This window comes from Microbacterium sp. Beta (assembly GCF_005502545.1).
Classification (GTDB): domain Bacteria; phylum Actinomycetota; class Actinomycetes; order Actinomycetales; family Microbacteriaceae; genus Microbacterium; species Microbacterium oxydans.
Map to the genome: position 1 here is coordinate 1 of NZ_SCOG01000028.1, position 26199 is coordinate 26199.

Consider the following 26199-nt stretch of genomic DNA (forward strand, 5'->3'; position numbering starts at 1 on the left):
CCCCGACTCGCGTGGTTGCGCGACCGCGGGATGGGCGCCAGCATCCTGGTCGCGGCACTGTCCGCGGCGTTCGGCGTGCTCCTCGTGGAGATCACCGCCTACATCGGCGCCGTGCTGCAGAACGATCCGTTCATCGGCGACAGCGAGACTCTCGCCTTCGTCGTCGCCCTGCTCTCCGTCCTGTTGACCGTCGTCGCGATGTACGTCGCGGCCATCGTCACCGCCAACACCTTCTCGACGATCATCGCCGGTCGTACGCGGCAGATCGCGCTCATGCGCCTGATCGGAGCGACCGCGCGCTCCCAGCGGGCCGAGGTCGGCAGGCAGGGACTCGTCGTCGGACTCCTCGGAGCAGCGATCGGTCTGCTGGTCGGGATCGGGCTCGCGGCCGTCGGAGTGCAGATCGGCGGGCAGCTGATCACCAATGCCCCGTCCGATTTCTCCCTCGCTCAGCCCTTCGTGGCGCTTCCGGCGATCGGGGTGGCCCTCACGACATGGGCGGCGGCCTGGGCCGGTTCCCGACGCGTGCTCGCGGTGACCCCGCTGCAGTCGCTGGGCGGTTCGGTCGAGCGCACCCTCGACGAGGTCTCCGGCAAGCCGGGCCGGCACATCGGCGCCTGGGTGCTGCTCATCGCCGGTGCGCTGCTCCTGGTCGGCGGGGTTCTGGTGGGGCTCATGACGCCGCTCGGCGTCGTCGTGGCGTTCGTCGGCGGTGTGCTCTCGTTCACCGGCCTCGCGCTCGGATCCGTGCTGTTCATGCCGCCCGTGCTGCGTCTGGTCGGCCGGATGTTCGGGTCGAGCGCCACCGCTCGCCTCGCCGCCGAGAACGCGCTGCGATACCCCGAGCGTTCGTCGCGGATGGCGATCGGCGTGGTGATGGGTGTGACCCTGGTGACGATGTTCGCCGTGGCCCTGGAATCGGCCAAGGCGTTGATGATGAGCCAGTCGACGGGAGAGGTCCCTCCGGAGTTCTTCGCCCCGATGGACGCTTTCGCGGCGGTGATGATGGTGCTGGTCGCCGTCTCCGCGGTGATCGCCGCAGTCGGCCTCGTGAACCTCCTCACGATCGGAGTGGTGCAGCGACGCAGGGAGCTCGGACTGCTGCGCTCGATCGGCCTGTCGAATCGCCAGGTGCGACGGATGGTGCTGCTCGAAGCCACGCACATCACGGTCGCGGCGACTCTGACGGGCCTCGTGCTCGGGGTCGTGTACGGCTGGATCGCCGCGCAGTCGCTGCTCGGTTCGGTGCCGACGTTGCCGGACTTCACGCCGGCGGGACTCGTCGCGCCCCAGATCCCGTGGGTTCCCGTGGTCATCATCGTCGTCGCGACAGCGGTGCTCACGCTGGTGGCGGCCGCGACGCCGACGCGACTGGCGACCAGGGTGGCCCCGGTCGAGGCTCTCGCAGCCGACTGACGCCTCTAGGCTGGTCGGGTGCCGTCGCCGTTCGATCAGTCCACGTATCAGGTCCGCCTCGACTGGGGGACAGCCGGTCTCGACCGGCTCGCCGGCGCCGACGTCGTCGTGGTCGTCGATGTGCTGAGGTTCTCCTCGATCGTCGTCGACGCCGTCGCGTCCGGCGCCGAGGTCGGCCTGGCCGAGGCGGAGACCTGGTCGCGCAACGGCGCGGCGGTCGCGGTCGCAGCCTCCCGCGATTCGACGGTGCTCGTGGGAAGCATCCGCAACGCCGGCGCCGTCGCTCGCGCGGTGCAGACCATCCAGGAGCGTCGGCAGGCACGCACCTCCGTCGTCGTCATCGCGGCCGGCGAGCTCGACGAGAACGAGCTTCTCCGGTTCGCCGTGGAAGACCAGCTCGGTGCGGGCGCGGTCATCGCCGCTCTCTCGGCTCGGGGCATCGATCACACGGCCCCGGACGCCGCGGTCGCCGCCGAGGGGTTCCACGCGCTCCGCGCCGCCGTGCGGCATATGGTCGGGGCGAGCGGTTCCGGGCGGGAGATCGCGGGCGGAATCGCGGCGACGGCCCGCATCGAAGCAGCAGGACTGACACCCACCACGGTCGCCGACGCGGCGGTGCTCGACGCGGTCGACGTCGTCCCCGTGCTACGTGATGGGGTGTTCACCCGCTTCGAGTGATGTCGCCTCGGCCCGTCCGGCGTGATCCCGCCGGCACGCAGATGTGTGCCGGATGCCGCGGGGCAGGCGCCGGTGTGGGCGAGGACACGTAGGGTCGTGTCATGAGGTACCTTCCCGCTGTCGTCGTCGACGTCGTGCTCGTGCTGATCTTCGCGGCGATCGGTCGCGCCTCCCATGACGAGAACCCCGCAGGGTTCCTCCTCACGGCATGGCCGTTCCTGATCGCCCTCCTGGTGGGGCATGCCCTCGCGGCCCTGTTGCCTGGTCGACCCCGCCGCCCCTGGTCGTTGCTGTGGGGCGCGGTGGTCTGGATCGTGACGGTCGCCGGTGGCATGCTCATCCGCGTGCTGAGCGGTGATACGGCGGAGGTGCCCTTCATCATCGTCGCGACGCTCGTGCTGGGGGTGTTCCTGGTCGGCTGGCGCGCGATCGCGGCGCTGGTGCGTCGCCGGCGCAGCTCGGCGGAGAGCATCGACGGATCCGCACCGGTCGAGACGGAGGGCGTCGACGACTCCGACAGGTGAGTCGCGGTCAGCGCGGGAGCTGCGCGGCGAGCCGCACGTCGCTCGTGATCTCACGTCGGGTCCAGGCGAACAGGTGCCGGGAGTCGAATGTGCGCGAGCAGCGTGCACACGACGTCGGCCTCGTGGGCCGGCGGTGCCGGTACGTGACGTGCCCGGCAGGGCAGCTGCCCACCCAGGGCGCGAGCTCCACCGCCGTCTCGCCGCGATGGGTGGTGCCGCCGACGTAGCCGAGGTCGCGGGCGACGCGCTTCCAGATCGGTCCGTGGGCGGCTTCGTGGCCGGCGAGGGCGTGCGCGACCTCATGCAGCAGCACCTGGTGGATGTCGTCGTCGTCGAAGCGCGCGGCGAGGTAGCGCGACACGGTGATCCGCTTCTTCGTGTAGTCGCACTGACCGGCCCGACGCTTGGCGTTGTCGAAGCCGAACGACCAGCTGTCGTCGAGATGCAGCGTGATCAGTGCCTCGCCCCAGACGCGCACACGGTCAAGTTCCGCCATGCGATCAGGCTAAGCCATGCCGGTGACATCGCGGCCGCGCCGGGCCTCAGCCGGGGATGAGCTGCGGCGGGCGCCGACGCTCGACCGCTTCGATCGCCAGGAGCGCGGTCTCGAGCTCGCTGTCTTCGGCCCCGGACTCGCGACGCAGGAACAGCGACTGCTTGAAGCTCTCGCGCGCGGTCTCGTAGTCGCCGGCGTCGTAGGCGTTCTTGCCATGGTGCTGGTACGCGAAGGCCGCGATCGACAGCCACCGCTGGCCCTCGGCCTCGGCGGCGCAGGTCGCGAGCTCCTGTTCCGCTGCGGCGTGCGCACCCCGATACTGCAGGATCGTCGCGTGCAGCACGCGTGCGCGAAGCACGTCCTTGCGAGTCCCCGCCATGCGCGCCTGGCGCACCGTCTCGTCCGCCAGTGCGAGCGCCTCGTCGAGGCGGTCGAGCACCTTCAGCAGCCACACGCGCTCCAGCAGAGCGGGCAGGCTGCGCTGCGAATCGATCTCCGCGAGACGGGCCTCGCACTCATCGAGATCGACCTTTTCGCGGAGGGTCTCCTGGTCGTATCCCCGGATGAAACTCATTGCTCTCCTTCCGCAGCGTCCCCATCCAGTCTGCCTTCCGTGCGCGGGGTCCACCCGACGGCGCGCCCTGGTCCGCCGCATCCTGATTTCGACACGCCGCCATCGCTTTCCGGGGGCGCCGTCCGAGCCGGTCGCGCGCGGGGAGCGGGCGGTGCGTCAGCGCAGGAACAGCGAGGCGTCCGGCCGCGGTGAGGCGACGGCGTCGGCGTCGGTCACGATCCGCGCCCCCTGGATGAAGGCGTCGACCTCGGCGCCCTGAGCGATCTTGGCGGGATGGGGCCCCGCGGCCAGGATGCGCGGCAGCCACTCCGTCGGCAGGGGAGCGGCGGAGGCGGCGACGACGAGGTTCCCGAAGCGGCGGCCCTTGAGCACCTGGGTGTCGGCCAGGATGCCGACCTCCGGAAGCACGTCCGCGATCGTCGCGGCCTGGCGGCGGGCGAAAGCGAGTCCCGGCCCGTCGGCGACGTTGACGAGGAGCACCCCGCCCGGGGCCAACAGCTCTGCGAGTTCCCGGTAGAACTCGACGCTGGTGAGATGCGCGGGTGTCTGCGCGCCCGAGTAGACATCGGAGACGACGAGGTCGCAGCTCGCGCGGAGCGCGCTCGGCAGCTTGGCGACTCCTTCGCGGGCATCGCCGATCCTGATCCGGATCGGCGCTCCCTTCGGCAACGGGAGGTGTTCGCGCACCAGCTGCGCGAGCGGAGCCTCGAGCTCGATCACCTGTTGACGTGAGCCGGGCCGCGTCGCGTCGATGTAGCGCGGTACGGTCAGCGCGCCGGCCCCGAGGTGCACGGCGGTCAGGGGGCCGGGGGCGAGCTGATCGATGACCGCGCCCATGCGGACGATGTACTCGAAGTGCAGGTGCGTCGGGTCGTCGAGGTCGACATGGGACTGCGGGGTGCCGTCGACGATGAGCTCGAAGCCGCTCGTGAACTCCGAGGGCACGATGCCGGCGACGCCGCCGTGGTCCAGCCGGACCTGGGGATGCTCGGTGTCGCGCGATCTCGTCCGGCCCATGGGCACGAGCCTACGCGCTGCTCAGCGTCTCAGCGGCTCAGCGCTGCTTGCCGTTCGCACACGTCTCCTGATCGACCGTCTGCCCGGAGATCGCCGAGTCGAGCGTCGCACGGGGAGACGGGGCGTCCGTGGCAGGAGCATCCGTCGCCGGCGGGTCCGTCACCGGAGCCTCGCCTTCCGTGCCCGGCGCAGGTTCGACGAGTTCGACGCCCCCGTTGTTGCTGACGTCGCCGGTGAGCTGCACGGGCTGACCCGCTTTCAGCGCGTCCCAGATGGTCGCGGCGGCCTGCTCGTTCGGGATCACGCGGTCGGAGTCGTCGGGGTCGGCGAAGACCGGGTACTGGAGGAACACGAACTCGGAGAACGGCACGTCCTTGATCGACAGGGCCAGCTGGGCGAGCCGGATGGGGTTTCCCAGCTCGACGCTCGGATCGATGTTGTCCACGATGGTGTCGGCGAGCCCCAGCACCTTGCCGGGATCGGACAGCACCTCGTCGCTCATGATCTTCTTCACGAGGCGGGACATGTACTGCTGCTGGTTCGACACGCGCGCCATGTCGCTCTCATCGCCGACGCCGTGCCGCGTGCGGATGAACTGCAGGGCCTCGTAGCCCGATACGGTGCGCAGACCCGGCTCCCAGTCGAGCGCGGTGTGCCGGTCGCGGATGCCGTCACCGCCGATGCACACCTCGACGCCGCCGATCGCGTCGGTCACCTCCATCACGCCGTCGAAGTCGATCTTCGCCGCGAACGGGATCTCGATCCCGGTGAGCTCGGTGACGGTCTTCGCGACGCACGACATCCCGGCGTTCTGATAGATCGAGTTGATCTGCGTCTTGCGGGTCTCCGAGGCGATCGATCCGTCTTCTCTGGTGCACTCCGGCGTAGGGATCATGAGGTCGCGGGGAAGCGAGACGACGGTGACGTTGCGCGGCTCCGCCGAGACGTGGACCAGGAGGTTCACGTCGTTGAGGATCCCACCGTCGGCCTTCGAGCAGCGCTCGCCCAGCAGACCCGTCGACACGGCACCGCATTCGTCGGTGCCGAGGACGAGGATGCTGAACTCCCCGGGGTAGGCGCTGATGGACGGCGGCTCCACCTCGGGGGCATCCTCCAACGCGACGGCGCCCTCGTTGAAGCGGTTGAAGTAGTCGGTGACGACGAACGCGGCGACCGCGATCGCGGCGACGAGGATGACACCGACGGAGATCCCGGCGATCTTCAGGAATCCTCTGGCGGGCTTCTGGGCGGGGAGTGTCGCGTGGCGAGCGACCGTCGAGCGGTCGTTGTCAGGAGTGCGGCGAACCATCCGGGGAGCCTACCGGGGGAACCTGATGTTACGGCCACATGACGATTGTGAGAGGAACTTGCAGGTAATTAGTTAGTCGTGGATACTTTTTCCTAACCCCCGGTGAGTACCCGATGCTTGCCAGGACTTTTCAAAGAGGAGATCCCCGCAATGCACAAGCGCATTCTCTCGGCTGTGGCGCTCGGCGCCGTGGCCACGCTCGCCCTCGCCGGTTGCGCCGGCGGCAGCGACACCGGCTCCACCGACGGCAAGGGCCAGGAGCTCACCGTCTGGATCATGAAGGGCACCAACCCCGACGCCTCCGCCTTCTACGACAAGGTGTCCGACGCCTTCGAGAAGGAGACCGGCGCGACGGTCAAGATCGAGGAGATCCAGTGGGCCGACGCCCACGACCGCTTCGTGACCTCCATCGCCGGTGGCACGACCCCCGACATCGCCGAGACCGGCACCACCTGGACCGCGGAGTTCGCCGACGCTGGCGCGCTCGAGCCGCTCGATGAGTACGTCGACGCCGAGAAGGGCCTCCGCGACGACCTCGTCGAGGGCCTCGAAGTCGCCGGCACCTACGACGGCGAGCTGTACGGCATGCCGTGGTACGCGGGCGTCCGCTCGCTGGTCTACCGCGCCGACGTGTTCGAGGAGCTCGGTCTCGAGGCTCCGAAGACGTGGGACGACATCGTCGCCGCAGGTGAGGCCATCAAGGCAGCCAAGCCCGACATGCTCCCCTTCCCGGTCCCCGGTGACGCCGAGTTCCAGGTCTACCCCTGGGTCTGGGGCGCCGGCGGAGAGATCGCCACGAAGGACGGCAAGACCTGGACCAGCGAGCTGGACAGCACGCAGTCGCAGGCCGGCATCGAGTTCTACACGGGCCTGGCCACCGAGCACGGCTTCTCCTCCGCTGGTGCCACCACGTGGAAGGAGACCGACCTCCGCGACGCGTTCACGCAGAGCAACGTCGCCATGATGCTCTCCGGCTCCTGGACGCCGAAGTCGCTCATCGAGGCGAACCCCGACCTCGAGGGCAAGATCGGCGCAGCCGTCATCCCGGGTGAGGACGGTGGAATCGCTCCGTCCGTGCTCGGCGGATCGCACCTCTCCGTGTTCAACACGACCAAGAACGCCGACCTCGCGTGGGAGTTCGTCAAGCTCATGACCACCGGCGAGTTCGCCGAGCAGTGGTCGAACGAGACCGGCTACTTCCCGGGCGTCCAGTCCGCGATGGAAGAGGCGCTGGCCTCGACCGACCCGCTGGTCGCACCGTTCGCCGAGCAGATGGTCGACGGCGGCGCATCCGTCCCGGTCACCCCGAACTTCGGCGCCGTGCAGGCGAAGAAGACGACCAACTCCATGATCCAGGCCATCCTCAGCGGGCAGAAGGACGTCGCGACCGCGACGAAGGACGCCGCCGCCGAGATGACCGAACTCCTCAACCAGAAGTAAGGAAGCATTCCTTCCATGTCGATGGTGCAAGCGCCACTGCCGGCCACGGAAGCGGAGTCCCCCTCCGCTCCCGTGGCCGGCGGCCGGAAGCGACGCGGTCTCTCGGTCGTCGCGGCCCGCCCCTGGCTCCTTCTCGCGCCCGGGCTGGCCATCCTCGCGGTGCTCATGCTCTGGCCGCTCATCCAGGTGTTCATCTACTCGCTGCAGGACTACGGTCTGCGCGAGATCAACACCGGGGAGAACAACTGGATCGGTCTCGACAACTACGTCGAGGCGCTCACCAACCCGACTCTCTGGACGGTGGTGCTGCCGAACACCGTCGGCTTCGCCGCCGTGGCCGTGTTCGTCACGGTTGCTGTCGGCACGCTCGTGGCGCTGCTGCTCGCGCGGCTGGGCACCACCTGGCGCGTCATCGTCTCCAGCTGCATCATGGTCGCCTGGGCGATGCCCGCCGTGACCGGAACGTACGTCTGGACCTTCATCTTCGATGCCGACCGCGGCATCTTCAACACCGTCCTGCGCGACCTCGGCCTGATGGACGATCCCGTGAACTGGTTCACGAACCAGTGGTCGTTCTATGCCATCGTGCTCCTCAACGTCGTGCACCACGGCTTCCCGTTCGTCGCCATCACGGTGCTCGCCGGCCTGCTGGGGGTCTCGAAGGAGATGCTCGAAGCCGCCGCGCTCGACGGCGCCGGTGCATGGCGCCGGTTCTGGAAGATCATCTTCCCCACGCTCAAGCCCGTGTTCTCGGTCGTGATCATCCTCTCCACCATCTGGGACTTCAAGGTCTTCGCGCAGGTGTACCTGATGCCCGGTGGTGGCGGTGGCAACCGTCAGGTGCTGAACCTCGGCGTCTGGTCGTACGTGGAGTCCTTCGGCCAGAACCGGTACGGCTTCGGTGCGGCTCTCGCCGTGCTGCTCACCCTGGTGCTGATCGGCATCACGATCGTCTACATCCGCTCCCTCATGAAGGAGGACGAGCTGTGAACCCGCGTCCGAGGCTCCGCTCCCGCATCGGAATCGGGATCGCGGTCGCCGCCGTCCTGATCTTCACCCTCTTCCCCGTCTACTGGATGGTCTCCAGCGCCTTCGACGGCAAGGCGTCCAGCGGTGGACAGTCGCTCCTCCCGCAGGAGTTCACGTGGGACAACTTCGCCTTCGTGCTCACCGACGGCGGATTCGGCACGTACCTGCGCAACTCGGCGATCGTGGCGCTCGTCACGGTGCTCGTGAGCGCTCTGGTGTGCCTGCTCGCCGCGGTCGCGGTCGCGCGCTTCAAGTTCAAGTTCCGCACCACGATCCTGATGATGATCCTGATCGTGCAGATGGTGCCGCTCGAGGCGCTCGTGATCCCGCTGTTCCTGCAGGTGAAGAGCCTCGGCCTGCTCAACAGCATCCTCGGACTGATGGTCGTGTACGTCGCGCTGTCGCTCGCGTTCGGCATCTGGATGCTGCGCGGCTTCGTCGCCGCCGTTCCGGTCGAGCTCGAAGAGGCCGCGTACATCGACGGCGCGAGCTGGTGGCGCATGTTCCGTTCGGTGCTGCTGCCGCTGGTCATGCCCGGTCTCGTCGCGACCAGCATCTTCAGCTTCATCACCGCATGGAACGAGTTCATCTTCGCGATGACCATCCTGGGGGCGCAGACCGACCAGTACACGGTCTCGATCGGTCTGAAGTCGTTCTTCGGCCTGCACTCCAACGACTGGGGCAGCATCATGGCCGCGTCGACCATCATCACGGTGCCCGTCATGATCTTCTTCGTGCTGGTGCAGCGCAAGCTCGCCTCCGGCATGGTGGCAGGAGCGGTGAAGGGATGACCGACGAGCTCGAACGTCTCGCGAACGGCGTGCTGTGGCCGGGCTTCTTCGGCACCGAGGCGCCCGCGTGGCTGCGAGACGAACTGCGTGAAGGGCTGGCCGGAGTCGTGTACTTCGGGCAGAACGTCGGAGAGGGCCTGCCTGCGCTGAGCGCCCAGATCCTCGACGCGAACCCGAATGCCCTGATCGGCATCGACGAGGAGGGCGGCAGCGTCACCCGGCTCGAGTCCGCCACCGGGTCGACGGTTCCCGGTGCCGCGCAGCTCGGCCTACTCGACGATCTCGTCGCCTCGGAGGAGACCGGAGCGGAGTTGGCACGTCGTGTGCGTGCGGTCGGCGCCAACGTCGTGCTCGGTCCGGTCGCCGACGTGAACACCGACCCCCGCAACCCGGTCATCGGCGTTCGCGCGTTCGGTGACGACGAGGCGCTCGTCTCCCGGCACGTGGTCGCGACGATCGACGGCATCCAGGACGGCGCGGTCGCGGCGTGCGTGAAGCACTTCCCCGGTCACGGCGACACCCACATGGACTCGCACCACTCGCTTCCCGAGATCACGCTCGACCTCGAGGAGTTCGAGCGTGTGCATCTGGAGCCGTTCCGCGCGGCGATCGATGCGGGCGTCGATGCCGTCATGACCGCTCACATCGTGGTCCCGGCTTGGGGCGAGCAGCCGGCCACCCTCAATCCGCGTGTGCTCGGCATGCTGCGCGACTGGGGCTATGACGGCGTCATCATCACCGATGCTCTCGACATGGCGGCCATCCGCGAGACGGTCGGACTCGGCGGGGGAGCGGCCATGGCCCTCGCCGCCGGAGCCGACCTCCTGTGCATCGGAAACCCGACCAACCCGGGCGATGCGGCTCTGCCCGACCAGGACGAGCAGGACTTCCGCGCGGCGAGAGACGGGATCGTCGCGGCTCTCCGCGACGGCTCGCTCCCGCGTGAGCGCGTCGAGGAGGCAGCAGCCAGGGTCGCTGCGCTCGCGACCAAGCTCCGCTCCGCCGCGGCCGCGGTAGAAGCCACGCAGGAGCCGACAGGCGACTTCGACGCCGCCGGGATCCTGCGCCGAATGGTGACGATCTCCGGAGGTACTCCCGAGGTGTCGACGGAGCTCGCCGTCATCGATGCGCGTCGCCGATCGACACTGGCGGTCGACAGCGCGGGTTCGTACGTCGCGAGTGCGCTCGCGGAGGAGGGCCTGCGCGTGCGTCTCGACGTGGCGTCCGCGCCGCTGTCCGAGCAGGACCGGGTGCTCGACGAGATGGCGGCCGCGGCGGCCACAGCCTCCGCGACGACCGTGCTCCTGATCGACCGGCCGGACACCGACGCCGCGCAGCGGGCACTCGTCGAACGTGCTGCCGTGCGCGATCCGCACGCTGTGGTCGTCAACGTGGGGCTTCCGACGGCGCAGCCGTTGCCCCTGCCGACCGTGGAAGTCGCCGCAGCCAGTAGGCTCGGTGCCCAGACGGCGCGTGAAGCACTCCTCGGACGCTTCACGGCGCAGCAGAGGATGACCAGCGCCGGCTGAGACAGGACCCTCCATGGACGATGACGTTCTCGCTCTGGTGCGGCGCTCCCTTCCCAAGGTGAGCGCCGCAGAGGCGCGCGTCGCGGAGAAGATCCTGGGCGACCCGACCCTGGTCGTCGATCTGGCGATCAACGACCTCGCCCAGCTCTGTCAGACCTCGCTCTCGACGGTCGCCCGCTACGCCCAGTCCCTCGGATACAGCGGCTACCGCGAACTCAGGGTCGCGGTCGCCCGCGCGATCACCCTGGAGCAGGCGCAGCAGGCACGGTTCGGTCTGGACACCACCGCGATCGACCCCGACGACGGTCCGAGCGCGATCGCCGCCAAGCTCGCCGCCCAGGAGATCGACGCGATCGAGAAGACCGCGCTCGCCCTCGACGCGGCCGCGCTCGACAGGGTCGCCCGTGCGGTCGTCGATGCCCGGCACATCGATCTCTTCGGCCAGGCCGCGTCATCGCTGACGGCGCAGGACCTGCAGCTGAAGCTGTCGCGCATCGGCTGCTCCGTCTCGCACTCGGCCGACCCGCACCTCGCGGTCACGACGGCTTCGCTGCGCAGTGCCGCCGACGTGGCGATCGCCTTCTCCCACGGCGGCGAGACCACCGAGACACTGCGTGCCCTCGAGGTCGCGCGCGACGCCGGTGCGCTCGCGGTCGCGGTCACCAGCGCTGCGGACTCGCCTGTGGCACTGGCGGCCGATGTCGTGCTGCTCACGCACGCGCACGAATCCCCCTTCCGGATGGCCGCGATGTCGAGCCGCATCGCACAGCTCGCGCTCGTCGATGTGCTCTTCGTGCGGGTCGTGCAGCACCGCGGGGAGCCGGTCGCCGTCTCGCTGCAGCGCACTCACGACGCGGTCCCGGCCCGGCGTCGCAGCTGAGGCCCGCCGTCGCAGCTGAGGCCCGGCGTCGCAGCTGAGGCCCGGCGCGAGAAGCACCGGTGCGAGAAGGCAGGCTCGAGAAGGCTCAGTCGACGTGGTCGCGGGTGCTGACCAGGGCGCGGGTCGCGATGCGATGTCCGCGCGCGAGGCTCCCCGTCAGCGAGAGGCCGGTGAGGACCCCGGCGAGGAAGCCGGCCGCGAAGGCATCGCCTGCGCCGATGGTCTCCACCACGGGCGCGTCGAGCGCGTCGCTCTCGGCGGTCTCGGTGCCGTCGAACGCCACGGCACCGCTCGCGTCGGTGATGAGCAGATGGCGCGGGTGGGGGAACAGGGCGCGGATCCGCTGCGGCTCGCTCGTGCCGAACACGGCCTCCGCGTCGGGTCGGGTGCAGAACACGATGTCGGCGCGGGATGCGAAGTCCGCGACGATCCTGCGGCCCTCGGCCTCGCGTCCGAGCCAGAGCGCGGGTCGCCAGTTCACATCGAAGCTGAGCAGGCGGCCGGGGCGTCGCTCCGTGAACAGCGCTTCCTGGGCGGCGAGGGCTGAGGCCGACAACGCGGGTGTGATCCCCGAGGTGTGCACGAGCGCCGCATCGCCGAGGAGCGCGGATGCCACCGGCGTCGTGAGCGTCCGGGGCGACAGGGACGCGGCGGCCGACCCGGCACGGTAGTAGTGCATGGTGCCGTCGACGGCACCGTCCTCCCGTGCCGACAGCTCCTTCACGTAAAGCCCGGTGGGTGCGTCGCCGTCGACCTCGACCGCGGAGTCGTCGACGCCGTGGGCGCGCAGCTCAGCGGTGAGGAAGCGCCCGAAGCCGTCGTCACCGACGCGGGAGAGGACCGACGTGCGCACACCTGCCGACGCCAGAGCGATCGCGGTGTTCCACTCCGCCCCGGCGAGGGAGCGGTGGAAGGTCCGGCAGTCCTCGAGCGGACCCGCGGTGGCGGCGACGAGGGCGACCATGCCCTCTCCGAAGCAGACGGCGAGCGGAGTGGTGTCTGGCACGATCTGGACACTACCGGATCGATGCCGGTCTCGCCGATATCGGATTGCAACCTGGATGCGTTTGGTATCTGAGGATCTGCTGGGTACCGTCGAGTCATCACCGTCACCGAGGCGAGGAAGCCTCGGGACGCGCAAAGAAGCGCCCGACAGGGAAGGTCACACAATGCACCAATCAGTCAAGCGTCGGCGAGGACTCATCGCCGTAACCGGAGCCACGATCGCGGCGCTCGCGCTCGCCGGCTGCGTCGCCAGTGAGCGTGGCGACGAGGGCTCGGAAGGCTCGGGCGACGTCGACGGGACGTTCGTGTTCGCTGCGTCCTCGGACCCGGCGAGCCTCGACCCCGCCTTCGCGCAGGACGGCGAGAGCTTCCGCGTCTCGCGTCAGATCTTCGAGGGTCTGGTCGGCACCGAGCCCGGCACCGCCGACCCGGCACCGCTGCTCGCCGAGTCATGGGAATCGTCCGAAGACGGGATGTCGCACACCTTCGAGCTGAAGAAGGACGTCACGTTCCAGGACGGCACGCCGTTCAACGCCGAGGCCGTCTGCGTGAACTTCGACCGCTGGTTCAACTGGACCGGTCTCGCGGCTTCCGAAGCCTTCGGGTACTACTACAACAAGCTCTTCAAGGGGTACGCCTCCAACGCGGCCGACGCCGTCTACAAGTCCTGCACGCCCGACGGCGAGAACTCGGTGACGATCGAGCTCAACAAGCCGTTCGCCGGCTTCGTCGCCTCGCTCTCGCTCCCGGCCTTCGCCATGCAGAGCCCCTCGGCGATGCAGGAGTTCGGTGCGGATGAGGTCAGCGGTTCCGCCGAGGCCCCGCAGCTGTCCGAGTACGCCATGGGCCACCCGGTCGGCACCGGCCCCTACGCCTTCGACGAGTGGGCGCCGGGCGAGCAGGTCACGCTCAAGTCCTACGACGGGTACTGGGGCGAAAAGGGGCAGATCGACGAGATCATCTTCCGCACGATCGACGACCCGACCGCACGCCGCCAGGCGCTCGAATCCGGCTCGATCGACGGCTACGACCTCGTCGGACCGGCCGACACCAAGGCTCTCGAGGACGACGGCTTCACCATGGTGTCGCGCCCGCCGTTCACGATCCTGTACCTCGCCTTCAACCAGGCGGTGCCGGAGCTGCAGGACCCGAAGGTGCGTGAGGCGCTCTCGTACGCGGTCGACAAGGACGCGCTGATCAGCCAGGTGCTGCCGGAGGGCACGCAGAAGGCCATCGAGTTCGTCCCCGAGGTCGTCAACGGCTACAACCCCGATGTCACGACCTATTACTACGACCCCGAGAAGGCGAAGTCGCTGCTGGCCGAGGCGGGCTACACCGAGGCGAACCCGCTGAAGCTCACCTTCAACTACCCGGTCAACGTGTCGCGTCCGTACATGCCGGACCCCGAGCAGATCTTCACCGTGCTGTCGTCGCAGCTGTCAGAGGTCGGCGTCGAGACCACCCCGGTCTCGGAGGAGTGGGTCGAATACCTCGACCGCACCACCGGCACCTCGGACCACGGCATCCACCTGCTCGGCTGGACCGGTGACTACAACGACACCGACAACTTCGTCGGCGTCTTCTTCGGTCAGCAGAGCTCCGAGTGGGGCTTCGACAACCCCGAGCTGTTCCAGAAGCTGAACGAGGCGCGCGGCGTCTCGAACCTCGAGGACCAGACGGCGCTGTACGAGGAGATCAACGAGATGGTCGCCCAGTTCATCCCCGGTGTTCCGCTCGCGCACCCGGCGCCGACCCTGGCGTTCGACCCGCGCGTGAAGAGCTACCCCGCCAGCCCGGTGAACGACGAGGTCTTCACGGACATCGTCCTCACCAAGTAGGCCTGACCACTTGATACGTCGTTCCCCGGTCCCACCCCTTCGGCGGGACCGGGGAACGACGTACCTTCTGATCGACGGAGATCTTCGTGCTGCGCACCATCGGCAGGCGACTGCTGTTCCTCATCCCCACCCTGTTCGGGCTCAGCATCCTGCTGTTCGCCTGGGTCAGGGCCCTTCCCGGCGGCCCCGCGGTCGCCCTGCTCGGCGAGAAGGCCACACCCGAGGCCGTCGCCAGAGTCAACGAGCTCTACGGCTTCGACAAGCCGCTCATCGAGCAATACTTCATCTGGATCGGGCGGCTCCTCCAAGGAGACTTCGGAACCTCCATCCAGACCAACCGTCCGGTGACCGAGGAGTTCATGCGGCGCTTCCCCGCGACGCTCGAGCTCAGCGTGATGGCGCTCATCTTCGCGGTCGGCATCGGCATCCCGCTCGGATACTGGGCCGCCCGCCGCCACGGCAAGTTCACCGACCACGCATCCGTGGTGCTGAGCCTGATCGGCATCACCATCCCGGTGTTCTTCCTCGCCTTCATCCTGAAGTACGTCTTCGCGGTGCAGCTGGGCTGGCTGCCGTCGGACGGACGACAGAATCCACGAATAGACGCGACCCATCCCACCGGGTTCTATGTGTGGGACGGCATCATCACCGGAGAGTTCGATGCCGCATGGGATGCGATCCTGCACCTGATCCTCCCGGCGCTCGCGCTGGGTACGATCCCGCTCGCGATCATCGTCCGCATCACCAGGGCCAGTGTCCTGGAGGTGCAGAACGCGGACTACGTGCGCACCGGTCGGGCCAAGGGCGTCGGTGCGCCGACGCTGCGCAACCGCTTCATCCTGCGCAACGCCATGCTCCCGGTGATCACCACGATCGGCCTGCAGACCGGGCTGCTGATATCCGGGGCGGTGCTCACCGAGACGGTGTTCGCCTTCCCGGGCATCGGCTCGTTCCTGGCGAGGGCGATCTTCACCAGGGACTTCCCGGTCCTCCAGGGGTTCATCATCTTCATCGCGATCGCGTACGCGCTGATCAACCTGGCGGTCGACGTCTCCTACAGCTTCATCGACCCGAGAGTGAGGGTCCAATGATGTCCCGCTCCATCGTCCGAAAGGAGGCGGTCGCATGACCATCGCACTCCCGCCCGCCCAAGGTCCCTCGGCGGAGAGCGGCGGCAGCATCGACACCGTCGCCATCGCCCAGGCCGATCTGAAGAACGGCTCCGGCGGCTTCTGGCGGGATGTGTTCCGCCGCCTCCGCCGCAATCCGACGGCATGGATCGGCGCGGCCATCGTGGTGGCGTTCCTGCTCATCGCCGCTCTCGCACCTCTGATCGCTCCCTACCCGGAGACGGCGCTGCCCGGCGCGAAGTACATCACGCCGACCTACATCCCGGGGCCGGGGGAGCTGCCGCAGTTCCCGCTGGGCCTCGACCGCTTCGGCGGCGACGTGCTGTCCAAGCTCATCTGGGGTGCGCAGGCGTCGCTCATGATCGGTGTCATCTCCACCGCGATGGGCCTGGTCGGCGGCATGATCCTCGGGTTGCTCGCCGGCACGTTCGGCGGATGGGTGGACACGCTCATCATGCGCATCGTCGACATCATCCTGTCGGTGCCGAACCTGCTGTTGGCCGTCTCGATCGCCGCGATCCTCGGGCAGACCCCGTTCGCGATCATGATCGCGATCGGGGCCTCGCAGGTGCCGATCTTCGCGCGGCTGCTGCGCGCATCCATGTTGCAGCAGCGCTCCAGCGACTATGTGCTCTCGGCGCAGACGCTCGGTCTCGGCCGCGGCAAGATCACCATGTCGCACGTGCTGCCCAACGCCATCGGGCCCGTGATCGTGCAGGGGACCCTGACGCTCGCCACCGCCGTGATCGATGCGGCGGCACTGTCGTTCCTCGGCCTCGGCGGAGGCCGCCCGGAGACGGCCGAGTGGGGGCGCATGCTCACCTACGCACAGGCCGAGCTCGCCATCGCGCCCTGGCTCGCCTTCCTGCCCGGCATCTGCATCGCCGTCACGGCGCTCGGCTTCACCCTGCTGGGTGAGGCGCTGCGCGAAGCGATGGACCCGCGAACGAGGGCGCGATGAACGTGCGCGACGACGGCGCCGTGAGCGCCGCGAAGGAGATGCAGATGTCGACCGAGCCGTTGCTGTCGGTGCAGGGACTGGCCGTGGACTTCGCCACCATGGACGGCGTCGTGCACGCCGTCGAGGGCGTCGACCTCGAGATCCGCCCCGGCGAGACCGTCGCGATCGTGGGGGAGTCCGGCTCGGGCAAGTCCACCACCGCGATGGCCATCATCGGGCTGCTCGCCGGTGGAGGTAGGATCGCCGCCGGCAGCATCCGCCTCGACGGGAAGGAGATATCCCGCGCGCCGGAGCACGAGCTGCGCACGATCCGCGGTCGGGACATCGGCCTCGTGCCGCAGGACCCGATGTCGAACCTGAACCCGGTGGCGAAGATCGGCACACAGGTGGACGAGACGCTGCTCGCGCACGGCCTCGCCACGCGGCAGAACGTGCAGGCGAAGGTGGTCGAGGCGCTGACCGCCGCCGGGCTCCCCGATCCGGAGCGGCGGGCGAAGCAGTACCCGCACGAGTTCTCCGGAGGCATGCGCCAGCGGGCGCTCATCGCGATCGGTCTGGCCTGCAAGCCGCGCCTGCTGATCGCCGACGAGCCCACCAGTGCCCTCGACGTCACGGTGCAGCAGACGATCCTCGATCAGATCGGGCAGATGACGCGCGAGCTGGGAACGGCCGTGCTGCTCATCACCCACGACCTGGGACTCGCCGCCGAGCGCGCGGAACGGGTGATCGTGATGCACCGCGGCAAGGTCGTGGAGCAGGGCGACGCCCGGCAGATCCTGGAGGATCCGCAGCATCCGTACACGCAGTCGCTCGTGAAGGCGGCACCCTCGGTGGCGGCGGCCCGTCTGCGGCCGGAGGCGTTCCGGGTGCAGGAGCCGGTGGACTCGGCGACGGACGCTTCGACAGGATCAGCGACCCCCGGGGTTCCCGGCTCCCAGGGCTCGTCGAAGGGCAACATCGTCGAGATCGAGAACCTCACCAAGGCCTACCCGGTACGCGGCCGCGGGGAGGACTTCGTCGCGGTCGACGACGTGTCGCTGGTGATCCCGCGCGGGGAGACGGTCGCGATCGTGGGGGAGTCCGGTTCGGGCAAGACCACGACCGCGCGGATGCTGCTCAAGGTGATCGAGCCCACGAGCGGGCTGATCCGCTACGAGGGCAAGGACATCGCGTCGCTGAGCCGGGCGGAGACGAAGGACTTCCGCCAGCGGGTGCAGCCCATCTTCCAGGACCCGTACTCGAGCCTGAACCCGATGTTCACGATCGAGCGGCTGATCGCCGAACCGTTGGAGTTCTACAAGCGGGGGAGCACTGCGGATCGTCGCAAGCGCGTGCGGCAACTGCTCGACGACGTGGCGCTGCCGCAGTCCATGCTGCGTCGCTACCCGTCCGAGCTCTCAGGCGGTCAGCGGCAGCGCGTCGCGATCGCCCGTGCGCTCGCGCTCTCGCCCGATCTGATCGTGTGCGACGAGCCCGTGTCGGCGCTCGACGTGCTCGTGCAGGATCAGATCCTGAAGCTGCTCGGCGACCTGCAGAGCGAGTACGGCCTGAGCTACCTGTTCATCTCGCACGACCTCGCGGTGGTGCGCCTGATCAGCGACTACGTGTGCGTCATGAAGGACGGGAAGCTGGTGGAGGCCGCGACCTCGGAGGAGATCTTCACGAACCCGCGCGACCCCTACACGAGGCGTCTGCTGGCGTCGATCCCGGGCAACGAGCTGAACATCGCCTCCTGAGGCCCCGTTCGCCGACACCCATCCCGCCCGCCGAGACCCATCGCCGCAGACGTCTGCGGCGATGGGTCTCGGCGCTGACGGTGGGTGTGGACGACTCCGGCGGTGTGCCAATACCGCAGGTTCGAAGATTGGTCAAGGATTGCGCTTGCCATGTCGCAGAATCGTGCGTATAGTTGGTAGTTGCGCTCGCTTCTCCCTGCCCTCATATGGTGGTCGGCATCTGTTGAGTTCCCGGGCGCACACTCCACCTGACGACAAAGGAATCGAGAAGCCCTGCGGGGCTCACGGAGGTTATTCCCTTGGCTGCTGCTCGCAACGCATCCACATCCACCACCACCAAGAACGGACGCGGAGCTTCCCGTCTTTCGTTCGCCAAGATCTCCGACACGCTGACGGTCCCTGACCTTCTCGCCCTGCAGACCGAGTCCTTCGGTTGGCTGGTCGGCAACGACGCCTGGAAGGCGCGCGTGGCCGAAGCCAAGGCCGCCGGTCGTACCGACGTGAACGAGAACAGCGGCCTCGGCGAGATCTTCGAGGAGATCTCTCCGATCGAGGACCTCGGCGAGACGATGCAGCTGTCGTTCACGAACCCGTACCTCGAGCCGGAGAAGTACTCGATCGAGGAGTGCAAGGAGCGTGGCAAGACCTACGCCGCTCCGCTGTACGTCGAGGCCGAGTTCATGAACCACCTCACGGGTGAGATCAAGACCCAGACGGTCTTCATGGGCGACTTCCCGCTCCAGACAGACAAGGGCACGTTCATCATCAACGGCTCCGAGCGCGTCGTCGTCTCGCAGCTCGTGCGCTCGCCGGGTGTCTACTTCGACAAGACCCCCGACAAGACGAGTGACAAGGACATCGTCTCGGCGCGCGTCATCCCGAGCCGTGGTGCATGGCTCGAGTTCGAGATCGACAAGCGCGACCAGGTCGGCGTGCGCGTCGACCGCAAGCGCAAGCAGTCCGTCACGGTCTTCCTCAAGGCGCTGGGCATGACCAGCGAGGAGATCCTGGCCGAGTTCGCCGGCTACACCTCGATCGAGGAGACGCTCGCGAAGGACACGATCGTCACGAAGGAAGATGCTCTCCGCGACATCTACCGCAAGCTCCGTCCGGGCGAGCAGGTCGCAGCCGAGGCCGCGCGTGCGCTTCTCGACAACTTCTACTTCAACCCGAAGCGCTACGACCTCGCCAAGGTCGGTCGCTACAAGATCAACCACAAGCTGGGCCTCGACCAGCCGCTGACCTCGTCGGTGCTCACCGTCGAGGACATCGTGGCCACGATCAAGTACCTCGTGCGTCTGCACGCTGGCACCGAGGAGACCTTCACCGGTATCCGCGGCGGCAAGAAGGCCGAGATCCGTCTCGCGACCGACGACATCGACAACTTCGGCAACCGTCGCATCCGCGCGGTCGGCGAGCTCATCCAGAACCAGGTCCGCACGGGTCTGTCCCGCATGGAGCGCGTCGTCCGCGAGCGCATGACCACGCAGGACATCGAGGCCATCACGCCGCAGACCCTGATCAACGTGCGCCCCGTCGTCGCCGCGATCAAGGAGTTCTTCGGAACCTCGCAGCTGTCGCAGTTCATGGACCAGAACAACCCGCTCGCGGGTCTGACGAACAAGCGTCGTCTCTCCGCGCTCGGCCCCGGTGGTCTCTCGCGTGACCGCGCCGGTGTCGAGGTCCGTGACGTCCACCCGTCGCACTACGGCCGCATGTGCCCGATCGAGACTCCTGAAGGCCCGAACATCGGTCTGATCGGTGCGCTCGCGACCTTCGCGCGCATCAACTCGTTCGGCTTCATCGAGACCCCGTACCGCAAGGTCGTCGACGGTGTCGTCACCGAGCAGATCGACTACCTGACGGCTTCCGAAGAGGTCGACTTCAACATCGCGCAGGCCAACGCCCCGCTCGATGCCAAGGGTCGCTTCGTCGAGAGCCACGTCCTGGCACGCCCGAAGGGCGGCAGCGGCGAGGTCGACATGTTCCTCCCCGAGGACATCGGCTACATCGACGTCTCGCCGCGCCAGATGGTGTCCGTCGCGACCTCGCTCGTCCCCTTCCTCGAGCACGACGATGCACAGCGCGCCCTCATGGGTGCCAACATGCAGCGTCAGGCCGTGCCGCTGCTGCGCAGCGACTCGCCGCTCGTCGGAACCGGTATGGAGGGCTACACGGCCATCGACGCCGGTGACGTGATCACTGCCGAGAAGGCCGGTGTCGTCTCCGAGGTCTCCGCGGACCGCGTCGTGGTCATGCTCGACGAGGGCGGAACGCAGGAGTACCACCTGCGCAAGTTCGACCGCTCGAACCAGGGCACGTCCTACAACCAGAAGGTCGTCGTCAACGCCGGTGAGCGCGTCGAGGTCGGAGAGGTCATCGCCGATGGCCCCGCCACCGAGAACGGCGAGCTGGCCCTCGGGAAGAACCTCCTCGTCGCGTTCATGACGTGGGAGGGCTACAACTTCGAGGACGCGATCATCCTGAGCCAGGACCTGGTGAAGGACGACACCCTCTCCTCGATCCACATCGAGGAGTACGAGGTCGACGCCCGCGACACCAAGCTCGGCAAGGAGGAGATCACCCGTGACCTCCCCAACGTCAGCCCGGAGCTGCTGAAGGACCTCGACGAGCGCGGCATCATCCGCATCGGTGCCGAGGTCCGCCCCGGCGACATCCTCGTCGGCAAGGTCACGCCGAAGGGTGAGACCGAGCTGTCGGCCGAGGAGCGTCTGCTCCGCGCGATCTTCAACGAGAAGAGCCGCGAGGTCCGCGACACGTCCCTGAAGGTGCCTCACGGCGAGCAGGGCACGATCATCGCGGTCAAGGAGTTCAACGCCGAGGACGGCGACGACGAGCTCGGCTCCGGCGTCAACCGCCGCGTCGTGGTCTACATCGCCCAGAAGCGCAAGATCACCGAGGGTGACAAGCTCGCCGGCCGTCACGGCAACAAGGGTGTCATCGCGAAGATCCTCCCGATCGAGGACATGCCGTTCATGGCGGACGGCACCCCGGTCGACATCGTCCTGAACCCGCTCGGCATCCCGGGTCGAATGAACTTCGGCCAGGTGCTCGAGACCCACCTCGGGTGGATCGCGAAGCAGGGCTGGAAGGTCGAGGGCACACCGGAGTGGGCAGCTCGTCTGCCGGAGCAGGCTTTCGAGGCCGCTCCCGGCACGAAGGTCGCGACCCCGGTGTTCGACGGTGCGAGCGAGGAGGAGATCGCAGGTCTCCTCGACGCGACCATCCCGACCCGCGACGGTGTCCGTCTGATCGACTCCACCGGAAAGGCCCAGATGTTCGACGGCCGCTCCGGCGAGCCGTTCCCGGCCCCGATCTCGGTCGGCTACATGTACATCCTGAAGCTGCACCACCTGGTCGACGACAAGATCCACGCACGTTCCACGGGTCCCTACTCGATGATCACCCAGCAGCCGCTCGGTGGTAAGGCGCAGTTCGGTGGACAGCGCTTCGGTGAGATGGAGGTGTGGGCCCTCGAGGCCTACGGCGCCGCGTACGCGCTCCAGGAGCTCCTCACGATCAAGTCCGACGACATCCTCGGCCGCGTCAAGGTGTACGAGGCGATCGTCAAGGGCGAGAACATCCAGGAGCCGGGCATCCCCGAGTCCTTCAAGGTGCTCATGAAGGAGATGCAGTCGCTCTGCCTGAACGTCGAGGTCCTCTCGGCCGACGGCACGCTGGTCAACCTCCGCGACACCGACGATGAGGCGTTCCGCGCCGCAGAGGAACTCGGTATCAACATCTCCAGCCGCTTCGAGGCCGCCTCGATCGACGAGATCTAATCCTTCGGAGGGCCCGGGACCCACGTCTCGGGCCCACCGAAGCAGACTTCTCAAAAAGAATTTCCGACACAGGAGAACTAGTGCTCGAGTCCACAACTTTCGATGAGCTTCGCATCGGCCTGGCGACCGCAGACCACATCCGCGCGTGGTCCTACGGCGAGGTCAAGAAGCCCGAAACCATCAACTACCGCACCCTCAAGCCGGAGAAGGACGGTCTCTTCGGAGAGCAGATCTTCGGCCCGTCCCGCGACTGGGAGTGCGCCTGCGGCAAGTACAAGCGCGTCCGCTTCAAGGGCATCGTCTGCGAGCGCTGCGGCGTGGAGGTCACCAAGAGCTCCGTCCGTCGTGAGCGCATGGGTCACATCGAGCTCGCCGCTCCCGTCACCCACATCTGGTACTTCAAGGGCGTGCCCTCGCGCCTGGGCTACCTGCTCGACATGGCACCGAAGGACCTCGAGAAGGTCATCTACTTCGCCGCCTACATGGTCATCTCGGTCGATGAGGAAGCTCGTCACCGCGACCTGGGCACGCAGGAGAACAACATCCGTCTCGAGCTGAAGACGCTCGGCGACCGCCGCGACGCCAAGATCGCGGAGCGCCTGGCCAAGCTGGAGGAGGAGCTCGCTGCTCTCGAGGCGGAGGGTGCCAAGGCCGACGCCAAGAAGAAGGTCAAGGACGCCGCCGAGAAGGAGATGTCGCTCATCCGCAAGGGTGCCGACGAGGCGATCCTGAAGCTGGAGCGCGTGTGGGAGGACTTCCGCACGCTCGAGGTCGGCGCACTCCGTCCGGAGGACGACGTCTTCCACGAGCTGCAGGACCGCTTCGGTCAGTACTTCGAGGCCTACATGGGTGCCGAGTCGATCCAGCGTCGTCTCGCGGCGTTCGACCTCGAGGCCGAGGCGGAGAACCTGCGTCTGCAGATCTCCGAGGGCAAGGGCCAGCGCAAGATCCGTGCGATCAAGCGCCTGAAGGTCGTCAGCTCGTTCCTCGAGACCGGGATGAGCCCGGCGTCGATGGTCCTGGACGTCGTCCCGGTCATCCCGCCGGAGCTGCGCCCGATGGTCCAGCTCGACGGTGGCCGCTTCGCGACCTCCGACCTGAACGACCTGTACCGCCGCGTGATCAACCGCAACAACCGTCTTCGTCGTCTGATCGACCTCGGTGCCCCCGAGATCATCGTCAACAACGAGAAGCGCATGCTGCAGGAGGCCGTGGACGCACTGTTCGACAACGGTCGCCGTGGTCGCCCCGTCACCGGTACCGGCAACCGTGCCCTGAAGTCGCTCAGCGACATGCTGAAGGGTAAGCAGGGTCGTTTCCGTCAGAACCTGCTCGGAAAGCGTGTCGACTACTCCGGCCGTTCGGTCATCATCGTCGGCCCGCAGCTCAAGCTGCACCAGTGCGGTCTGCCCAAGCAGATGGCTCTGGAGCTCTTCAAGCCGTTCGTCATCAAGCGTCTGATCGACCTCGGTCACTCGCAGAACATCAAGGCCGCCAAGCGTGCCGTCGAGCGCACCCGTCCCGAGGTCTGGGACGTGCTCGAGGAGATCATCCGCGAGCGTCCGGTGCTGCTCAACCGTGCACCCACCCTGCACCGTCTGGGCATCCAGGCGTTCGAGCCCCAGCTCGTCGAGGGCAAGGCCATCCAGCTGCACCCGCTCGTCTGCGCGGCGTTCAACGCCGACTTCGACGGTGACCAGATGGCTGTCCACCTGCCCCTGTCGGTCGAGGCTCAGGCCGAGGCCCGCGTGCTGATGCTCGCGTCGAACAACATCCTGAAGCCGTCGGACGGCCGCCCGGTCACCCTGCCTTCGCAGGACATGATCATCGGTCTGCACCACCTGACCACGGTCAAGGAAGGCGCGACCGGCGAGGGCCGTGCATTCGGTTCGGTGGGCGAGGCGATCCTGGCCAAGGACGAGGGCTCCCTCGACCTGCAGGCGAAGATCCGCATCCGCATCCCCGGCCTGACGTTCCTCGAGGGCGAAGCCCCCGAGGGCTACGAGCGTCACGGTCTCGTCGACGCCTCGCTGGGTCAGGCGATCTTCAACGACACGCTGCCGAAGGGCTACCCGTTCGTCCGCGAGCAGGCTGACAAGAACAAGCTGTCGCAGATCGTCAACAAGCTGGCCGAGGAGTACCCCAAGGTCGAGACGGCTGCGTCGCTGGACCGCATCAAGGACGCCGGCTTCTACTGGGCAACGCGCTCCGGTGTGACCGTCGCCCTGAGCGACATCCTCACGCCGCCGAACAAGGCGGAGATCGTCGCGGGCTACGAGAAGCAGGCCGCGAAGGTCCAGTCGCAGTACGAGAAGGGTCTGACGACCGACTCTGAGCGTCGCCAGGAGCTCATCAAGATCTGGACCGAGGCCACCGACGAGGTTCAGGCCGCCATGAAGGCGAACTTCCCCGAGGACAACACCATCAACCGCATGGTGTCGTCGGGTGCTCGTGGTAACTGGCTGCAGATCCGGAACATCGCCGGTATGCGTGGTCTGGTGAACAACCCCAAGGGTGAGATCATCCCGCGTCCGATCATCTCCTCGTACCGCGAGGGTCTGTCGGTGGCGGAGTACTTCATCGCGACGCACGGTACCCGTAAGGGTCTCGCCGACACCGCTCTGCGTACCGCCGACTCGGGTTACCTGACCCGTCGTCTGGTGGACGTCTCGCAGGACGTCATCATCCGCGAAGAGGACTGCGGCACGTCGAAGGGCCTCGAGCTCCCGATCGCCGCTCCGAACTCGCAGGGTGAGCTGGTGCGCGACGCGAACGTCGAGAACTCGGTGTTCGCCCGTACGCTGGCCTCGGCCGTGGTCGACAGCAAGGGCGAGGTTCTCGCCGAAGCCGGTGAGGACGTCGGTGACGTGCTGATCGACAAGCTCGTCGCTCTGGGTGTCGAGACCATCAAGGTGCGCTCGGTCCTGACCTGCGACTCCGCCGTCGGTGTGTGTGCACAGTGCTACGGCCGTTCGCTCGCGACCGGAAAGACCGTCGACATCGGCGAGGCCGTCGGCATCATCGCGGCCCAGTCGATCGGTGAGCCCGGTACCCAGCTGACGATGCGTACCTTCCACACGGGTGGTTCGGCATCGGCGGATGACATCACGCAGGGTCTGCCCCGCGTGCAGGAGCTCTTCGAGGCGCGTACCCCCAAGGGCGCGTCGCCGATCGCCGAGGCCGACGGCCGCATCGCGATCGACGAGACCGACAAGGGCAAGAAGGTCATCCTCACGCCCGACAGCGGCGACGAGCCCGTCATCTACCCGGTGCTGAAGCGTGCCACGCTTCTCGTCGAGGACGGGCAGCACGTCACGGTCGGTCAGCCGATCCTGGTGGGCACGCTCGACCCCAAGGAGATCATGCGCGTCATGGGTGCTCGCGAGGTGCAGCGTTACCTCGTCGGCGGCGTCCAGGGCGTGTACCGCTCGCAGGGTGTGCCGATCCACGACAAGCACATCGAGGTCATCGTCCGTCAGATGCTCCGCAAGGTCACCGTCGTCGATCACGCCGACACGACCCTGCTCCCGGGTGAGATGGTCGACCTCAAGCGCTACCAGTCGATCAACCGCGAGGCTGTGGCAGAGGGCAAGCGCCCCGCGTCCGGCCGTCCGGAGCTGATGGGTATCACGAAGGCGTCGCTCGCGACCGAGTCGTGGCTGTCGGCCGCCTCCTTCCAGGAGACGACCCGCGTGCTCACCGAGGCTGCGATGCAGGGCAAGCGCGACCCGCTGGTCGGTCTCAAGGAGAACGTCATCATCGGTAAGCTCATCCCCGCCGGAACCGGTCTCTCGAAGTACCGCGACGTCACGGTCGAGGCCACAGAGGAAGCCAAGAGCGAGCGCTACCCGAACCGGATCTTCGCATCCGACGGTGCGTACGCCGATGGTGACTTCGGCTACGTCGACTTCGACGCGTTCTCGACGGACGACATCACCCCCGGCACCTACAACTGATTGAGGCGAGAGCCGGCGAGCTTGCTCGTCCGGCCGAGCCGATTGAGGTTGTCGAGCGACGAAGTCGCGACACAACTGAGTGCTGAG

Annotated in this window: 19 protein-coding genes; 14 read left to right on the forward strand and 5 right to left on the reverse strand. The window is 67.7% G+C overall.

Annotation, left to right across the window (positions count from 1 at the left end; translation table 11 throughout):
• From FFS56_RS18060 to FFS56_RS18070, 3 genes are all read left to right on the forward strand, one after another.
• Positions 1-1416, forward strand: a 1416-nt coding sequence (locus FFS56_RS18060; protein WP_249353000.1) for an ABC transporter permease, incomplete at its 5' end; no start/stop codon positions are given.
• Between the two features lie 18 nt (positions 1417-1434).
• The gene (locus FFS56_RS18065; RefSeq protein ID WP_127011849.1) at positions 1435-2094 is read left to right on the forward strand and encodes a 2-phosphosulfolactate phosphatase; all 660 of its coding nucleotides are present in this window, start codon (positions 1435-1437) and stop codon (positions 2092-2094) included.
• Positions 2095-2195: 101 nt separating this feature from the next.
• A complete protein-coding gene (locus FFS56_RS18070; protein ID WP_046747333.1) occupies positions 2196-2618 on the forward strand; it encodes a DUF3054 domain-containing protein in 423 nt (140 codons plus the stop codon).
• A gap of 7 nt (positions 2619-2625) precedes the next feature.
• Here FFS56_RS18070 and FFS56_RS18075 read toward each other — a convergent pair whose 3' ends face one another.
• The 4 genes from FFS56_RS18075 to FFS56_RS18090 all read right to left on the reverse strand — a co-directional run bounded on the left by FFS56_RS18075 (position 2626) and on the right by FFS56_RS18090 (position 6014).
• Positions 2626-3114 (reverse strand): SprT-like domain-containing protein, encoded by a 489-nt coding sequence (locus tag FFS56_RS18075; RefSeq protein ID WP_046747334.1) that lies wholly within the window; start codon positions 3112-3114, stop codon positions 2626-2628.
• A gap of 46 nt (positions 3115-3160) precedes the next feature.
• A complete protein-coding gene (locus FFS56_RS18080) occupies positions 3161-3688 on the reverse strand; it encodes a hypothetical protein (RefSeq protein WP_046747335.1) in 528 nt (175 codons plus the stop codon).
• Between the two features lie 156 nt (positions 3689-3844).
• Positions 3845-4705, reverse strand: coding sequence for a fused MFS/spermidine synthase (locus FFS56_RS18085; protein ID WP_046747336.1), 861 nt, complete (start codon positions 4703-4705; stop codon positions 3845-3847).
• 37 nt (positions 4706-4742) lie between these two features.
• Positions 4743-6014 carry an LCP family protein gene (locus tag FFS56_RS18090; RefSeq protein WP_046747337.1) on the reverse strand — a complete coding sequence of 424 codons (1272 nt, stop codon included), beginning with the start codon at positions 6012-6014 and terminating at the stop codon, positions 4743-4745.
• Positions 6015-6164: 150 nt separating this feature from the next.
• On the opposite strand from FFS56_RS18090, the gene FFS56_RS18095 reads away from it, so the two are divergent.
• The 5 genes from FFS56_RS18095 to FFS56_RS18115 are packed head-to-tail and all read left to right on the forward strand — an operon-like array spanning position 6165 to position 11683.
• Positions 6165-7454 carry a sugar ABC transporter substrate-binding protein gene (locus tag FFS56_RS18095; protein WP_046747338.1) on the forward strand — a complete coding sequence of 430 codons (1290 nt, stop codon included), beginning with the start codon at positions 6165-6167 and terminating at the stop codon, positions 7452-7454.
• Between the two features lie 15 nt (positions 7455-7469).
• On the forward strand, positions 7470-8444 hold the full coding sequence (locus FFS56_RS18100; RefSeq protein ID WP_046747339.1) for a sugar ABC transporter permease: 975 nt from the start codon (positions 7470-7472) through the stop codon (positions 8442-8444).
• On the forward strand, positions 8441-9274 hold the full coding sequence (locus tag FFS56_RS18105) for a carbohydrate ABC transporter permease (protein WP_017828171.1): 834 nt from the start codon (positions 8441-8443) through the stop codon (positions 9272-9274). The genes FFS56_RS18100 and FFS56_RS18105 overlap by 4 nt, the downstream gene beginning before the upstream one ends.
• Positions 9271-10803 (forward strand): glycoside hydrolase family 3 N-terminal domain-containing protein, encoded by a 1533-nt coding sequence (locus FFS56_RS18110; RefSeq protein WP_046747340.1) that lies wholly within the window; start codon positions 9271-9273, stop codon positions 10801-10803. The genes FFS56_RS18105 and FFS56_RS18110 overlap by 4 nt, the downstream gene beginning before the upstream one ends.
• Positions 10804-10816: 13 nt before the next feature.
• Positions 10817-11683: a MurR/RpiR family transcriptional regulator gene (locus FFS56_RS18115; protein ID WP_046747341.1), complete on the forward strand. Its 867-nt coding sequence runs from the start codon at positions 10817-10819 to the stop codon at positions 11681-11683.
• Between the two features lie 85 nt (positions 11684-11768).
• Here FFS56_RS18115 and FFS56_RS18120 read toward each other — a convergent pair whose 3' ends face one another.
• A complete protein-coding gene (locus tag FFS56_RS18120) occupies positions 11769-12689 on the reverse strand; it encodes a sugar kinase (protein WP_052748658.1) in 921 nt (306 codons plus the stop codon).
• A gap of 163 nt (positions 12690-12852) precedes the next feature.
• On the opposite strand from FFS56_RS18120, the gene FFS56_RS18125 reads away from it, so the two are divergent.
• The 6 genes from FFS56_RS18125 to rpoC all read left to right on the forward strand — a co-directional run bounded on the left by FFS56_RS18125 (position 12853) and on the right by rpoC (position 26112).
• Positions 12853-14526 carry an ABC transporter substrate-binding protein gene (locus tag FFS56_RS18125; protein WP_137772215.1) on the forward strand — a complete coding sequence of 558 codons (1674 nt, stop codon included), beginning with the start codon at positions 12853-12855 and terminating at the stop codon, positions 14524-14526.
• Positions 14527-14612: 86 nt separating this feature from the next.
• On the forward strand, positions 14613-15617 hold the full coding sequence (locus FFS56_RS18130; protein WP_058630491.1) for an ABC transporter permease: 1005 nt from the start codon (positions 14613-14615) through the stop codon (positions 15615-15617).
• A 34-nt stretch (positions 15618-15651) separates the two neighbouring features.
• Positions 15652-16617 (forward strand): ABC transporter permease, encoded by a 966-nt coding sequence (locus tag FFS56_RS18135; protein WP_021199008.1) that lies wholly within the window; start codon positions 15652-15654, stop codon positions 16615-16617.
• Positions 16614-18353 carry an ABC transporter ATP-binding protein gene (locus FFS56_RS18140; protein ID WP_127011850.1) on the forward strand — a complete coding sequence of 580 codons (1740 nt, stop codon included), beginning with the start codon at positions 16614-16616 and terminating at the stop codon, positions 18351-18353. Before FFS56_RS18135 ends, FFS56_RS18140 begins: the two co-directional genes overlap by 4 nt.
• 299 nt (positions 18354-18652) lie before the next feature.
• On the forward strand, positions 18653-22156 hold the full coding sequence (locus FFS56_RS18145; protein WP_046747345.1) for a DNA-directed RNA polymerase subunit beta: 3504 nt from the start codon (positions 18653-18655) through the stop codon (positions 22154-22156).
• 80 nt (positions 22157-22236) lie between these two features.
• Complete coding sequence (rpoC, locus tag FFS56_RS18150) at positions 22237-26112, forward strand: DNA-directed RNA polymerase subunit beta' (RefSeq protein WP_061017157.1); 3876 nt, start codon at positions 22237-22239, stop codon at positions 26110-26112.
• Positions 26113-26199 lie beyond the last annotated feature (87 nt).